Consider the following 14,857-nt stretch of genomic DNA (forward strand, 5'->3'; position numbering starts at 1 on the left):
CTCGGATGCCGGCTCAGCACCGGAACATACGGGGAGAATGGCCGAAACTTTCAGGCTGGAGTCAGCAGGTTCCATCGATGACCGGCACGTTACGACGCCAATACAGCACGGGTCAAGGGCTGTCCTGCATAGAACAAGACGGATACCGTGTGCCAAGACCTGAGCGCGACTGATCAAAACTTTCGGAAAGTCGCCGGAAGCGGCACACCTGGAGGGCCGAAACATGTCGACCGACATCGCGGGGGTGGCGACGGCCGCCACGTCGATCCGCAATCCGATCCTGAGCGGCTTCCATCCCGACCCGTCCATCCTGCGGGTGGGCGACGACTACTACCTGGCCACCTCGACCTTCGAGTGGTATCCCGGGGTGCGGGTGCACCACTCGCGCGACCTGGTGCACTGGCGGGCACTGGGCGGCATCATCACCGAGCGGCGCCTGCTCGACCTGCGCGGCGCCGGCGACTCCAACGGCGTATGGGCACCTGATCTGTCCTATGTGGATGGCTTGTTCCACCTGGTGTACAGCGACGTGGCCAGCTTCGCCAGCGGCTACTGGGACCCGCAGAACTACCTCATCACCGCGCCCGACATCGGCGGCCCCTGGTCGGACCCGGTCCGGCTGCACGCCCACGGGTTCGACGCCTCGCTCTTCCACGACGACGACGGCACGAGCTGGCTGCTGGCCCTGAGCGCCGACTGGCGCCCCGGCCGCGACCGCTTCGGCGGCATCGAGATCCAGCGCTACGACCGGGCCGCGCGCCGCCTCGTCGGCCAGGCCCGGCTCATCTTCGCCGGCACCGAGGCCGGTGTCACCGAGGGGCCGCGCCTCTACCGGCACGACGGCTGGTACTACCTGGTCACCGCCGAGGGCGGCACGAGCTGGGAACACCAGGTGACCGTCGCCCGGTCCCGGAACCTGCTCGGGCCGTACCTGACCGACCCGGCCGGCCCGCTGCTGACCTCCGCCGGCCGCCCCCACCTGCGGTTGCAGAAGGCCGGCCACGGCAGCCTGGTGCGCACCCAGAGCGGGCAGTGGTATCTGGCCCACCTCGTCGGGCGGCCGTACAGCCCGCTGGGCAACTGCGTGCTCGGGCGGGAGACCGCGCTCCAGCCCGTCGACTGGCCGGCCGGCGACTGGCCCGCCGTCGCGGGCGGGGTTCCCGCCGACGAGATCGCCGCCCCCGACCTGCCCGCACACCCCTGGCCGGCGGAGCCGGCGAGCGACGACTTCGACGAGCCACGCCTACGCACCGCCTGGTCCACGCTGCGCCGGCCGGCCACCCCGGACTGGGTCGACCTGACCAGCCGCCCCTCCCACCTGCGGATACACGGCGGGCAGTCGCCTGTCGGCCGGCAGGCACCGAGCCTGGTCGCCCGCCGGGTCGGCGCCACGCACTGCTCACTGGAGACGGTGCTGGAGTTCGACCCCGCCGACCACCGGAAACTCGCCGGCGTGACCGGCTACTACAACACCGCCAACTGGTACTACGCCTACCTCACCCGGGCCGACGACGGCCGGCGGGTGCTCGAGGTGCTCAGTTGTGACAGCGGCCGGCTGACCGCCCACCCCGGGCTGCGCGTCGACGCCGACACCGCCGGCCCGGTGGGGCTGCGGGTGACCTTCGACGGTCCGGTGCTGCACTTCGCGTACGACCTCGGTGACGGCTGGGACGAGTTGCCGGCCCGGTTCGACGCCACCACCCTGTCCGACGAGCACGCCGCGATCATGGTCGACGGCGAGCCGGCCGCCTGGGGCTTCACCGGCGCCTTCCTCGGCCTGTGGGTGCAGGACCTGGGCGCCGACGGCGCGTACGCCGACTTCGACCACGCCACCTACCGGGAACACTGAGGCCGGACCGACTGCCGGGGGCGGTGCGCCCGGCCCCGCGCCACCCTCGGTCACGGCTTCAGGACGACCTTGACGCAGTCCTCCCGCTTGTTCTTGAAGATGTCGTAGCCGTGCGGCGCGTCGTCCAGGCGCATGGTGTGGGTGATGATGGCGCTCGGGTCGATCTCGCCCTTGCGGATGCGGTCCAGCAGCGGACGCATGTAGCGCTGCACGTGCGCCTGCCCCGACCGCATGGTCAGGGACCGGTTCATGAACGACCCCATCGGGAACTTGTCGATGAAGCCGGTGTACGCGCCGATCGCCGAGATCGTGCCACCGTTGCGGCAGCTCAGCACCGCCTCGCGCAACGCGTGCGGCCGGTCGGTCTCCGCCTTCACCGTCTGTTTGGCCTTGTCGTACGCGTGCAGCGCCGCCGACGCGTGATGGCCCTCCATCCCGACGGCGTCGATGCAGGCGTCCGGCCCCCGGCCGGCGGTCATCTCCCGCAGCGCGTCCATGACGTCGGTGTCCTCGTAGTTGATGGTCTCGGCGCCCGCCCGCTCCCGGGCCAGCCGCAGGCGGTACGGGAACCGGTCGATGACGATGACCCGGCCCGCGCCCAGTAGGAACGCGCTCACGGCGGAGAAGTAGCCGACCGGTCCCGCGCCCCAGACGGCGACGACGTCGCCGCGGCTGATGTCGCACATCTCGGCGGCCATGTAGCCGGTGGGTAGCACGTCGGACAGGAACAACACCTTCTCGTCCGGCAGGTCGTCCTCGATCTTCAGCGCGCCGACGTCGGCGAAGGGCACCCGCGCGTACTGCGCCTGCCCGCCGGCGTAGCCGCCCAGCAGGTGCGAGTAGCCGAAGATGCCGGCGGGTGAGTGCCCCATCGCCAGCTCGGCGACCGCCGCATTGGGGTTGGAGTTCTCGCACAGCGAGTAGAGGCCGCGTTCGCAGGAGGTGCAGTTCCCGCAGGCGATCGGGAACGCGACGACGACGCGGTCGCCGACGCGCAGTCCGTCGCGTACGCCGTTGCCCAACTCGACGATCTCGCCCATGAACTCGTGGCCGAGTACGTCGCCCTTTCTCATCGCCGGAAGGTAGCCCTGCAACAGGTGCAGGTCGGATCCGCAGATCGCCGTCGAGGTGACGCGTACGACGGCGTCGCGCGGGTTGATGATCCGCGGATCGGGCACGTCCTCGACCGCCACGTTGTTCGGGGCGACCCAGCAGTTCGCTCTCATGTTCCCTCACCTTCCGGTCAACGCGTCGCGAGCGGCTGCGCCGGGCGCTGCATCATCTGTTGTCGCAGGCTGGTCCCCTCCGGGCTGCCGTCGGACCGGGTGATCTCGCCCGTCTCGATGACCTGCTTGAACCGCCGCAGGTCGTCGCAGATCTGCTGGTGCGGGTTCTCACCGAAGAGCTTGGCGATCCGCGCGCCGAACCTGCCACCCGGCGCGGTGAACGCGAGTTCGACCCGTACCTCGGTGCCGCGCCCGCCGCCGGCCGGGACGAAACGTACGCAGCCGGAGTTCGGCAGCCCGCCGCCGGCGACCGAACGCCACATGATCAGCTCGTTGGGGTGGTCGTCGACGACCTCCGCCTCCCAGTCCACGGTCTGCCCGGCCGGCGCCTTCGCCGTCCAGTGCGACCGCCGGTCACCGGTCGTCCGCACCGACTCGAGGTGGTACATGAAGCGCGGCAGGTTCTCGAAGTCGTGCCAGAAGCGGTACGTGTCCTCGACGCCGCGGTTCACCGTCACCGAGGCACGGACGCGGTCACCGGTCGTGCGCCGGGCACCCCGGGTGGTGCGTACGGCCGTGTAGAGGTCGACGGCGGCGATGCCGGCGACCGCCAGCGTCGCGTACGTCAGGCGCTGCCGCCGGTCCCCCTGCCGGTCCCGCATCGCCATGGCGCACGCGGCCAGGTCGACGGCGTCGCCGGCGACCCGCGCCCACATCCCCCACCGGGCCCGGCGCGGAATCAGCAGCGCCGCCGCGGTGCCGAGTTCCCGGGCGCCGGCGATTCGCAGCACGGTCCGCGCCGTCGGGGAGTCGTCGACACCGCAGAGCCGGCTGATCGCCGGCTGCGCGGCGAGGGCGGCGACGCCCAGGCCGAGGCTGAACCAGCCCAGGATGCGTGCCATCGACTGCGGTTCGCGGTCCTCGGATTCCCGCTGGATGCCGAGGGCGTCCGTCACCGAGCGGACGTCCATCGAGTCTCTACCGCCCATTGTTCCTACCGCCCATTCGACTCTCCTCGGTCCGATGGTGGTGCCGCCGGTCACCGGCGGCGCGGCGCGCATTCCCGCAAATGCGCGGTTCACGCCTGCCGACGCGGGCGGGGTGGCAACCGACGGTCGGGACGGCCGAGTTGACCGTGGCCGGGGTGGCCGTCGGGTTGCCGCTGGGATAGATCACGGCGGCACCGGCGACGTACGGTGCGGCGAACGAGGTGCCGGCCGGTGTACGTCGCGGTGTCGCTGGTCCGCCGGACCGAGGTGATGTCGACGCCGGGGGCGAACAGGTCGAGCGCCGTGCCGTAGTTGGACCAGGTGGGGCGAGTGTCGGTGCGGTCGGTCGCGCCGACGGTGAGAGCCTGGGTGACCCGGGCCGGGGAGGTGTTGGCCGCCGGGACGCCGGAGTTGCCGCAAGGGCGCCGTTTCCGGCCCGGAAAGAACGCCAGAAGCCATCGACAAGTTGGCCGTCGCCGATCAATTGCCCTTTCTTACACAGCCCGCTCCATTCGCAATTCCGATGACAAAGAAAATTGAGACAAGGCGATGTGAATTCGAGACCGAAGCCACCCCGCCGACCGGGCCGCGCCCGGAGCGCAGCAACCCGGCACGCCGACACCGTGGACCTCCAGGCCGAACGCCGGTCAGCGGGAGCCGCCCCCCTCCGAGATCACCTCCGACACCGCGGCATCCCGGCCGGCACCCCCGGAACCTGCCGGCATCACGCCCTTGACCAGGGCGAAACATCACGCACGGCAACAACGGTGACAGGCGCCCGCCACCGGGCCGCTACACAAAGTTAAAAATCGACGAACTGTTGACTGCGATCGGAGCCCGTTCTAGCGTTCCCCTCAATCGAACGGCGTACGGCAGATCGGAACAGGGCCAGCGCCGCTCGGTCAAGCGGGACAGCCTCGAGAGGGGGTCCGGACATGGCCGTCGATGATCTGCACCGGCTCTTCACGCCGGTCCAACTTGGCCGGGTGGCGTTACGCAACCGGGTCTTCGTACCAGGACACACAACCAACTTCGGGCGCGCCAACGAACCCACCCGACGGCACGCCGCCTACCACGCCGAACGGGCCGCCGGCGGGGTCGGCCTGATCGTCACCGAGGCGATCCGCGTCCACCCGACCAGCGCCGGGCGGCACATCAGCCTCGGCAGCTTCGACGACGCGTCGATCCCCGCGTACGCCGCCGTCGCCGACGCCGTACACCAGCACGGGGCGGCGCTGTTCGCCCAGATCATGCACGCCGGGCGGCAGGCCAACGGCGACGCGACCCGCACCGCGGCCTGGTCCGCCTCGCCGCTGCCGTGGGCCACCGGCGCCCACGTGCCGCACGCGATGGGCCGCGCCGACATCGCGGTGGTCGTCGCCGCGTTCGCGGCCGCCGCCCGCCGGATGCGCGAAGCCGGGTACGACGGGCTGGAGGTCCACGCCGGACACGGCCACCTGCTGCAACAGTTCCTCTCCCCGAAGACCAACCTGCGCGACGACGCGTACGGCGGCAGCCCGGCCAACCGGCTGCGGCTGACCCGCGAGGTGCTGACCGCGGTGTTCGCGGCCGCCGGCGACCTGCCCGTCGGCCTGCGGGTCAGCGCCGACGAGTTCCTGCCCGGCGGCCTCGACCCGCACGCCGTGGTGGAGATCGTGGCGACGCTGCGCGCCGAGTTCCCGCTGGCGTTCGTCCACGTCAGCCACTCCGCCTACCACGGCAGCTACTCGCTGGCGACGCAGATGGCCGACATGAGCTTCGGACACGCTCCGTTCCGCCACCACGCGGCACTGTTCAAACGCGAGTTCCCGGACCTGCCGGTGCTCGCCGTCTGCCGGCTCGACAGCCTGCCCGAGGCGGCCGAACTGGTCGCGGACGGCGACGCCGACCTGGTCGGCCTGGCCCGCCCGCACATCGCCGACCCGCAGCTGGTGCGCAAGGCGATGGCCGGCCGGCACCACGAGGTCCGCTCCTGCCTGGCCTGCAACCAGGGCTGCATCGGACGGCTGGAGAGCAGCCTGCCGATCTCCTGCGTGGTCAACCCGGAGGTCGGCGCCGAACGCGAATGGGCGGACGCCTGGTCGGACCGGTCCGCCGGCACCGCCCGCCGGGTACTCGTCGTCGGCGGCGGGCCGGCCGGACTGGAGGCGGCGCTGAGCGCCGCCCGCGCCGGCCACCGGGTGACCCTGGCCGAGGCCGGCGACCGGCTCGGCGGCCAGGTCACCCTGGCCGCCCGCGTCCCCGGCCGGGAACGGCTCGGCCTGCTCACCGACGACCTGGCCCGCGCCGTGACGGCCGCCGGCGTCGAGGTACGCCTCGGCGAGCGGATCGACACGGCCGACGTGCTCGCCGGCGATTTCCAGGACGTGATCGTGGCGACCGGCGCCCGCCCGGCGCGCCGCGAGCTGCCCGGCGGCCCGCCGGTGCTCGACCTCGCCACCGCCGTCGCCGACCTGGTCGAGCCGGCCGCGCCGCTCACCGGCGACGTGGTGGTGCTCGACGACGAGGGCACCTGGGCGGCGGCCTCGGTCGCCGAGCAGCTCGCCCGGCTCGGCGCCCGGGTGCACCTGGTCTCGCCGACCGCCGGCGTCAGCGCCCGGATCACCACCTACTCCAAACTCGCCCTGCTCGACCGGTTCCGCCAGCTGGGCGTACGACTGCACCTGATGCGTACGGCGCACGCCGCCGGACCGTCCACCGTGGAGCTGGTCGACCCGCTCACCGGGGACGCGCAGCCGCTGACCGGAATCACCGCGGTCGTCGACGCCGGCGCCGCGACCGCCGACGACGACCTCTACCGGGCGCTGGAGTCCCGGCCGGACGGACCACGGGTCCACCTGGTCGGCGACGCCAACGCGCCCCGCACCGCCTTCGAAGCCGTCTACGAGGGACGCCTGGCCGGCGCGTTCCTCGGCCGCCACGACACCGGCCCGGCCCGCCGGGTGCTGCTCGCCCACTGACCGGGGGCGTACCCGCCGGCGGCGCCCGGGCCCGACCCGACTCCGACCGCCGCCATGACCAGACCGACCGACCGACAGGAGACCCGACATGTTCGATGTCGAGGAACGGCTCACCCTGGACGAGCGTTCCGCCGTCGACTTCGTACTGAACCTGCGCAAGCGCTGGGCCGACACCGTCTACCCGGCACTCGCGCAGGAGTACCGCGCCACCGGCGAGCCGGCGGCCACCATCGACGACGCCGGGACCCGGCTGCGTGACCTGCCGCTCTATCCGTGGTTCAGCCACCTGGAGCGGGTGCAGCAGAAGATGCTGTGGAAGCTGGCCGGCGACGCGGTCCTGCGCCGCGCCGACGAGTTGGTCGACCAGCTCGACCGGCCGGAGCGGCCGAAGGGCAACCTGGCGCTCGACGCCGGCCTGGACCTGCCGTCCTGGTACACCGACTACGACATCCACATCCAGCCCGGCGGGTTCTTCTCCGACGACCTGTCGGCGTACGTGTACGAGTTCGGCGCCCGGATCGTGATGCTGCGCGACAACGACGGCTACAAGTTCCACACGCTGTTCACCGACACCGCGCTGCCGGACGTACCCGGTGCGACCCGGGTCGTCGACATCGGCTGCGGATTCGGCAAGAGCACCCGTCCGCTGGTCGGCAGGTACCCGGGCGCGGAGGTGATCGGCGTCGACTTCGCCGCCCCCGGGCTGCGGCTGGCGCACGCCGAGGCCGAGGCCGCCGGCCTGGCGATCGACTTCCGGCAGGCCGACGGCCGCGCCACCGGCATCGAGGCGGACAGCTGCGACGTGGTCACCGGGACGATGGTCCTGCACGAGATGCCGGCCGAGGCGATCCGGGAAACCATCGTCGAGGCGGCCCGCCTGCTCAAGCCCGGCGGCGCCCTGCGGTTCCTGGAGTTCCAGCTCACCGGCGACCCGCTGCGCGACGCCACGGTGTACGAGCACGCCGAGCGCAACAACGAACCCTTCTTCCACGCGCTGTTCGGCAGCGACCTGCTGGAGATCTGCGCGCAGGCCGGTCTCACCGACGCCTCCTGGACCCCCTTCGACGAGCGCACCCACGGCGTACGGCCGGAGGGCTGGGGCGACCGGGTCGAGTGGCACTTCCCCTGGGCGGTCCTTTCCGCCACGAAGCCGGAGGCATGATGAGCAGCGAATTCGACTATCTGGGCGACCCGAAGACCAGCAAGCTGTTCGACCTGGTCCTCCAGCTCGCCACCGACCTGCACGTCACCCGCCAGCGGGTGCGGGCGCTGGAGACGCTGCTGGTGCGCGGCGGCCAGCTCGACGCCGACGCCGTCGACGGGTTCGAGCCGACCGGCGCCGAGCGGGTGGCGTTCGACGCCGACCGCGACGGGTTGCAGGCCCGGCTGATCCGCATCCTCACCGAGGACGGGCCGGCCGAGCACCCGCTGCGCAACCAGTGGGAAGCCGCGATCGAGACCCGCGGCCGCTGATGGGCACCGAGGACCCGGCCGGCCTGATCGACCGCTATCTACAGCTCTGCGAGGACCGCGAGCTGACCGAGGCCGGGCGGCTGCTCGCCCCCGGTGCGCTGATCGTCTTTCCGGGCGGCCGGGTCTTCGGTTCGCTGACCGAGATGGCCGCCGCCGCGACCGGACGGTACCGCTGGGTGCGCAAGCACCGCGACCGGTACCTGGTCGGGACCGAGGGCGACCGGATCTGTGTCACCTCGCTCGGGACGCTCTACGGGGAGGGCAACGACGGGGAGCCCTTCGACCGCATCCGCTACGCGGACGTGTTCCTCCTCCAGGACGGGCTGATCACCGAACAGCACGTCTACAACGACCTGGCCGTCGAACGACCGGCCATCGCCGATCCCGACTCGTGACGAGGTATTTCGAGATGAGACATGGAATACGGGTGTTCGTGGGGGCCCTCGCCGCCACCCTCGTACTGACCGGCTGCAACAGCGGCGACTCCGGCAGCGGCGGCGCCGACGGCGCCCCGGCCAAGCTGACCTTCGCCATCGCCTCCGCGGTGATCGGACCGAAGGAGGAGGTGGCCGCGTACGCGGTCGCCCAGGAACTCGGCTACTACGCCGAGGAGAACCTGACGGTGGAGACCATCAACACCGACGGCTCGGTGGCCGCGTTGCAGGCGGTCGCGTCCGGCAGCGCCAGCGTCACCGCCGCCGACAGCGGCTCGGTCCTCGGCGCGGTCGAGAAGAACGTGCCGGTCAAGGCGGTCGGCGGGCTGGTGCAGAACTGGCCCTGGGTGATGGCGGTCAAGCCGGACAGCCCGATCGCCAGCGGCGCCGACCTGCGCGGCAAGAAGATCGGCGTGATCAGCCTGGCGTCCGGCTCCGCACCGTACGCGCGGGCGTACGTCCGGGCCGCCGGCCTGGACCCCGAGAAGGACGTCGAACTGCTCCCGGTCGGGGTCGGCGCGCCGGCCGCGACGGCGCTCAACGGCGGCCAGGTCGACGCGCTGGCGCTCTACACCCAGGCGTACGCGGTCATGGAGAGCACCGGGACCCAGCTGAAGTACCTGACCAACCCCGACTCGCTGACCGGCATCCGGTCGCTGTCGTGGGCGGTCAACGCGCGCTCGTTCGACGAGAACAGCGACGCCAACACCCGGTTCCTGCGGGCCTCGTACAAGGCGATGCTCTTCTCGGCGAAGAACCCCGAGGCGGCGATGCGGATCGGCTACAAGGTGTTCCCGCAGATCCTCGGCGGGCAGTCGGTCGAGTCGCGGATCGAGGCCGACACCAAGAGCCTCGTGGCGTGGCTGAAGACGGCCACCCCGGCGACCGGTACGCCGGAGGAGTTCCCGGACTGGGGCGCGATCAGCGACCAGGAATGGAGCAAGACCATGGCCTACACCAAGGAGGCCGGTCAGATCACCGGTGACGTCGACCTGGGCGAGGTGTGGGATCCGAGCCTGCTCAGCGGCGCCAACGAGTTCGACAAGGCCGCGGTGCTGCAGCAGGCCGGCAGCTACACCGCGAACTAGCCGACCGACACCCGGAGGGAAACCCGATGGCCTACCGAACCGCGACCCGCCAGTTGCCGACGCCCGCCACGGTCGACGAAAGCTCCTGGATCGAGGTCGACGGCCTGCACAAGCTGTACCAGCCCCGCAAGTCCGAACCGACTCTCGCACTGAGCGACGTCAGTTTCACCGTACGGCGCGGCGAGTTCATCTCGGTCGTCGGGCCCTCCGGGTGCGGCAAGACCACCCTGCTGAAGATCCTGGCCGGGCTGAGCCCGAAGTCCCAGGGCACGGTCCGGATCGCCGGGCAGGAGGTGACCAAGCCGCTGCCCCAGGTCGGGATGGTCTTCCAGGCGCCGACCCTGCTGCCCTGGCGGACCATCTTCGACAACGTGATGGTGCCGGCCGAGGTGCAGAAGCTCGACCCGGCCCGGCACCGCAAGCGGGCCCAGGAACTGCTGGAGATGGTGGGCCTGGACGGGTTCGAGCGGAAGTACCCGCACGAACTGAGCGGCGGCATGCAGCAGCGGGCCGGGATCTGCCGGGCCCTGGTGCACGACCCCGCCGTACTGCTGATGGACGAGCCGTTCGGCGCCCTGGACGCGATGACCCGCGAGTACATGAACGTGGAGCTGTTGCGGATCTGGCGGGAGAGCGGGCAGACGGCGGTGCTGGTCACCCACTCGATCCCGGAGGCGGTCTTCCTCTCCGACCGGGTCGTCGTGCTCAGCCCGCGTCCCGGCCGGATCGCCGAGATCATCTCCATCGACCTGGAGCGGCCCCGGGAACTCGGCGTGATGTCCTCGGACCGCGCCGGGGTCTACGTGGAACGCATCCGCCGCCACTTCAACGCCGCCGGCGTTATCGACTGACGGGGTGTCGTCATGGCAACAACGAATCCTGTGAAGGCACCGGACCGCCCGCGTACCGGACCCGTGCCGCCCGCGCCGGAGCCGGCCAAGACCCGGCGGCTCGACCTGCGGGAACGCCCGCAACTCTGGCTCGTCCCGGCGGTCTTCGTCGTGGTCGTCCTGCTCTGGGAGTACGGCGTCCAGGTGCTCGGCGTCGACGAGTACGTGCTGCCGCGCCCGACGCAGATCGTCGACGCGCTGTGGCTGCAGCTCACCAACGACCTGTTCTGGGGACACCTGTGGGTGACCACCCAGGAGGCGCTGGTCGGTTTCGCCATCGGGGTGGGTGCCGCGGTCCTGCTGGGCACGTTCATCTCCCAGATCAAGATCGTCGAGGCCACCCTGATGCCGTACATCGTGGCCTTCCAGACGGTGCCGAAGGTCGCACTGGCGCCGCTGTTCGTGGTCTGGTTCGGCTTCGGCCTGACCAGCAAGATCGTGATGGCCGCGGTGATCTCGTTCTTCCCGATGCTGGTCAACGTGATCGAGGGACTGCGGGCCGCCGACGCCGACAAGATCCAGATGCTGACCGTCTTCGGCGCCAACAAGATGCAGATCTTCCGGATGGTCCGGCTGCCCAGCGCCCTGCCGTTCATCTTCGCCGGGCTCGACATCGGCATCGTCTTCGCGATCCTCGGCGCGGTCGTCGGTGAGTTCATCGGCGCCAAGGAGGGGCTGGGCTATCTGCTCCTGCAGACCAACTACAACTTCGACATCGCCGGGATGTTCGCGGTGCTGGTCGTGCTGTCGGTGATGGGTCTGCTGGCGCACTTCGTGATCCGGCTGGTTCAGCGCAAGGTCGCGTTCTGGGCCGAGGACACGAAGGTGATCGGGGCGTGAGCGAGCGAACCGGTGACCCGAATCGGTTCGACGGGCGGGTCGCGCTGGTCACCGGCGCGGCCCGGGGCATCGGGGCGCGGATCGCGGCGACCCTGGCCGCACGCGGCGCGGCGGTCGCCCAGGCCGACGTGCTCGACCCGACCGGGTGGCCCGCCGACGAGTTGCCCGGCCCGCACAGCCGGCACGTGGTCGACGTCCGGTCGGCCGCGTCGTGCGCCGACCTGGTGGCCGCCGTACTCGACCGGCACGGGCGGCTCGACCTGCTGGTCAACAATGCCGGCGTGGTCCGCCGTGGACCGGCCGCCACGATGTCGGAGCAGGACTTCACCGACGTCCTCGACGTCAACCTGACCGGCACGTTCCGGATGTGCCGGGCCGCGTACCCGGCCCTGCGTGCCGGCGGCGGGTCGGTGGTCAACATCGGCTCGACCAACGGACACATCGCGGTACTCGACACGCTCGGCTACTGCGTCAGCAAGGCCGGGGTCATGCACATGGCCCGGGTGCTGGCGCTGGAGTGGGCTCCCGACCGGATCCGGGTCAACGCGGTCGGCCCCACCATCGTCCCCACCGACATGACCAGCGACCTGCGCGACGATCCGGACTACCTGACGGCCAAGCTGGCCACCATCCCGCTCGGCCGGATGGCCGGCGAGCAGGACGTCGCGAACGCCGTCGCGTTCCTGCTCAGTGACGCCGCGGCCATGACGACCGGCCAGACGGTCTTCGTCGACGGCGGCGTCACCATCCACTGACCACACCCCTGCGAAGGAGCAACCATGTCATCGCCGGACACCAGGGCGGTCCTCGACGCGGTCGACGCGCACTTCGACACCTTCGTCGACGAACTGCAACAGTTGTGCCGGATCCGCAGCCGGCGGCAGGAGCCGGAGCAGATGGCGGCCGCCGCCGAGTTCATCGCCGGATCGGTGCGCCGCTGGGGCGGCACCGCCGACATCGTGCCGTGGTCCGACTCGCACCCGTACGTCCTCGGCGAGATCGCCGGTGGACAGCGGGCGCTGCTGCACTTCAACCACTACGACGTGGAGGTCGAGCCGGCCGGCGACGACGCCGACTGGATCAGCCCGCCGTACGCGGCGGAGATCCACGACGGGAAGCTCTACGCCCGCGGCGTCGCTGACGACAAGGGCGCGCTGATGTCCCGGATCCACGCCGCCGCGGCGTGGCGGCTGGCCGGACTGACCCCGCCGGTGACCAGTCGCTACCTGATCGAGGGCAAGCAGTGGCTGCACTCCCCCGGCCTCGGCTCGTTCGTCGAGGCGCACGCCGACCGGCTGACCAGCGACGGCACCCTGTGGGAGAACTCCTGGATCGACGCCAACGGACGGCCGCTGCTGAAGCTCAGCGAGAAGGGCGTGCTCTACCTGCGGCTGTCGGTGCGTACCCTGCCGCGCGACCTGACCAGCCAGAACACGATCCTGCTGGCGTCGGCCACGACCCGGCTGGCGGCCGCGCTGGCCGCGTTGCAGCGCCCCGACGGCACGGTGCTCGTACCCGGGTTCGCCGACGGGGCGCGGCCGGTGACCGACGCCGAACGTGACCTGCTGGCGGAGGTCGCGTTCGACGGCGACTTCCTGCGGGGCCGGGCCGGGGTCACCGGGTTCCTCGGCGGGCTCGACGACCGGCAGGCGGCGGTGGCGATCCGCACCGTGCCGACGCTGACGGTGGCCGGCTTCGAGGGCGGCGACATGCGCGACGACGTGACGCTGGGCATCCCGTCCCTGGCCCGGGCCAAGGTCGAGATCCGGCTGATCGCCGGCCAGGACCCGCAGCGGGTGCTGGACGCGGTGCGCAAGCACCTGGCCGACAGCGGCTTCTCCGACGTCGACGTCGAGGTGATGGCGACCAGCCGGCCGAACCTGACCGACCACCGCGACCCGTTCGTCACCCTGGTCGCCGACGCGGCCCGCCGGGTGTACGGCACCGAGCCGGTGGTCGAGCCGTACACGCAGTGGATCGGCAACCAGGGGGTGGTGGCCGGTCGGCCGATCGTCGGTGTGGGGGTGTCCCGCGCGGATTCCGGTGTGGACGGTCCGAACGAACAGATCCGGCTCGACGACTACCGGGACGGCATCAGGCACGTGATCGAGGTCATGGCGGCGATGGGAGGGACGGCGTGAGCGAGCACAGCGAGCGAACCATCAGGCTCGGTTTCGGACACGGCGGCGCCGAGCGCAGCGAGGTGACGGCGTGACCAGGTTCAGGGGGAACGGCCGGCGGGGATACGTGGACCTGCCGTGGGGGCAGGTGCACTACCGGCACGGCGGCAAGCCGGACCAGCCGGTGCTGCTGGTGCTGCACCAGTCGCCGCTGTCGTCGGCGACGTACGACGCGGTGCTGGAACCGCTGGCCGAGCGCGGGGTACGGACGGTCGCCGTCGACACCCCCGGGTTCGGGATGTCCGATCCGCCGCCGCGACCGTGGTCCATTCCGGAGTACGCCGACGCGGTGTGGCAGATCGCCGACGCGCTGGGCCTGACCGCGGTGCACCTGCTCGGCCAGCACACCGGGGCGGTCATCGGGGCGCAGGCGGCACTGCTGGCGCCCGGCCGGGTGCACCGGCTGATCCTGCAGGGCCTGCCGCTGTACGACGAGGCCGAGCGGAAGTCCAAGATGGAGTCGTACGCGCCGGGGTACGTGCCGGACCGCGACGGCAGCCACCTGCGGGTGATCTGGGACCGGGTCTACGGGCTGTACCCACGGCTGACCCCGGCGGAGGCGGACCGGCAGGTGGCGGAGTACCTGATGACCGGGCCGGACTACGCGACCGCGTACCGGGCGGTCTTCGCGCACCGGATGGACACGGACGCGTTGGCGGCGATCCCGACGGTGCTGCTGCACGGCGGCGACGATCTGGTGGACCGGATGACGCCGGTGGTGACGGCGGCGCTGCCGCACGCGCCGCTGGTCACGATCCCCGGCGGTACGGACTTCGTCGCCGACGAGCAGCCGGAGGCGTTCGCCGACGCGGTCGCCGCCCAGGTCCTCGGCGAGGTGGCACCGTGAGCGAGCGCAGCGAGCGAACCATCAGGCACGGGCTCGAACACGGCGACGCCGAGCGCAGCGAGGTGGCACCGTGAGCGAGCG

14 protein-coding genes are annotated in these 14,857 nt (G+C 71.5%); 11 read left to right on the plus strand and 3 right to left on the minus strand.

Going from position 1 to position 14,857, the window contains the following annotated elements; genetic code table 11:
* Positions 1–223: 223 nt before the first annotated feature.
* Positions 224–1,849 carry a glycoside hydrolase family 43 protein gene (locus tag AB0M79_RS02000; protein WP_364206859.1) on the plus strand — a complete coding sequence of 542 codons (1,626 nt, stop codon included), beginning with the start codon at positions 224–226 and terminating at the stop codon, positions 1,847–1,849.
* Between the two features lie 50 nt (positions 1,850–1,899).
* On the opposite strand, the gene AB0M79_RS02005 is transcribed toward AB0M79_RS02000, so the two are convergent.
* From AB0M79_RS02005 to AB0M79_RS02015, 3 genes are all read right to left on the minus strand, one after another.
* Entirely contained in the window at positions 1,900–3,075 is a 1,176-nt protein-coding gene (locus AB0M79_RS02005) for a zinc-dependent alcohol dehydrogenase (protein ID WP_364206861.1), read from the minus strand.
* Between the two features lie 17 nt (positions 3,076–3,092).
* A complete protein-coding gene (locus AB0M79_RS02010; protein ID WP_364206863.1) occupies positions 3,093–4,046 on the minus strand; it encodes an SRPBCC family protein in 954 nt (317 codons plus the stop codon).
* Between the two features lie 107 nt (positions 4,047–4,153).
* Positions 4,154–4,549 carry a S8 family serine peptidase gene (locus tag AB0M79_RS02015; protein WP_364207598.1) on the minus strand — a complete coding sequence of 132 codons (396 nt, stop codon included), beginning with the start codon at positions 4,547–4,549 and terminating at the stop codon, positions 4,154–4,156.
* 450 nt (positions 4,550–4,999) lie between these two features.
* On the opposite strand from AB0M79_RS02015, the gene AB0M79_RS02020 reads away from it, so the two are divergent.
* From AB0M79_RS02020 to AB0M79_RS02065, 10 genes are all read left to right on the plus strand, one after another.
* A complete protein-coding gene (locus AB0M79_RS02020; protein WP_364206865.1) occupies positions 5,000–7,024 on the plus strand; it encodes an FAD-dependent oxidoreductase in 2,025 nt (674 codons plus the stop codon).
* Positions 7,025–7,112: 88 nt separating this feature from the next.
* Positions 7,113–8,186 (plus strand): class I SAM-dependent methyltransferase, encoded by a 1,074-nt coding sequence (locus AB0M79_RS02025; protein WP_364206867.1) that lies wholly within the window; start codon positions 7,113–7,115, stop codon positions 8,184–8,186.
* Positions 8,186–8,497 (plus strand): hypothetical protein, encoded by a 312-nt coding sequence (locus tag AB0M79_RS02030; protein ID WP_364206869.1) that lies wholly within the window; start codon positions 8,186–8,188, stop codon positions 8,495–8,497. The genes AB0M79_RS02025 and AB0M79_RS02030 overlap by 1 nt, the downstream gene beginning before the upstream one ends.
* Entirely contained in the window at positions 8,497–8,892 is a 396-nt protein-coding gene (locus AB0M79_RS02035; protein ID WP_357516219.1) for a nuclear transport factor 2 family protein, read from the plus strand. The genes AB0M79_RS02030 and AB0M79_RS02035 overlap by 1 nt, the downstream gene beginning before the upstream one ends.
* 14 nt (positions 8,893–8,906) lie before the next feature.
* Positions 8,907–10,019, plus strand: coding sequence for an ABC transporter substrate-binding protein (locus tag AB0M79_RS02040; RefSeq protein WP_364206872.1), 1,113 nt, complete (start codon positions 8,907–8,909; stop codon positions 10,017–10,019).
* Between the two features lie 26 nt (positions 10,020–10,045).
* Positions 10,046–10,870 (plus strand): ABC transporter ATP-binding protein, encoded by an 825-nt coding sequence (locus AB0M79_RS02045; protein ID WP_357538979.1) that lies wholly within the window; start codon positions 10,046–10,048, stop codon positions 10,868–10,870.
* Between the two features lie 30 nt (positions 10,871–10,900).
* Entirely contained in the window at positions 10,901–11,749 is an 849-nt protein-coding gene (locus AB0M79_RS02050; protein WP_364206874.1) for an ABC transporter permease, read from the plus strand.
* Complete coding sequence (locus AB0M79_RS02055) at positions 11,746–12,504, plus strand: SDR family NAD(P)-dependent oxidoreductase (RefSeq protein WP_364206876.1); 759 nt, start codon at positions 11,746–11,748, stop codon at positions 12,502–12,504. The genes AB0M79_RS02050 and AB0M79_RS02055 overlap by 4 nt, the downstream gene beginning before the upstream one ends.
* A 24-nt stretch (positions 12,505–12,528) precedes the next feature.
* Entirely contained in the window at positions 12,529–13,890 is a 1,362-nt protein-coding gene (locus AB0M79_RS02060; protein ID WP_364206878.1) for a M20/M25/M40 family metallo-hydrolase, read from the plus strand.
* Positions 13,891–13,960: 70 nt separating this feature from the next.
* Positions 13,961–14,776, plus strand: a complete 816-nt coding sequence (locus tag AB0M79_RS02065; RefSeq protein WP_364206880.1) for an alpha/beta fold hydrolase — start codon at positions 13,961–13,963, stop codon at positions 14,774–14,776.
* Positions 14,777–14,857: the final 81 nt, after the last annotated feature.

This window comes from Polymorphospora sp. NPDC051019 (assembly GCF_040683055.1).
In the GTDB taxonomy this organism is placed as follows: Bacteria; Actinomycetota; Actinomycetes; order Mycobacteriales; family Micromonosporaceae; genus Polymorphospora; species Polymorphospora lycopeni.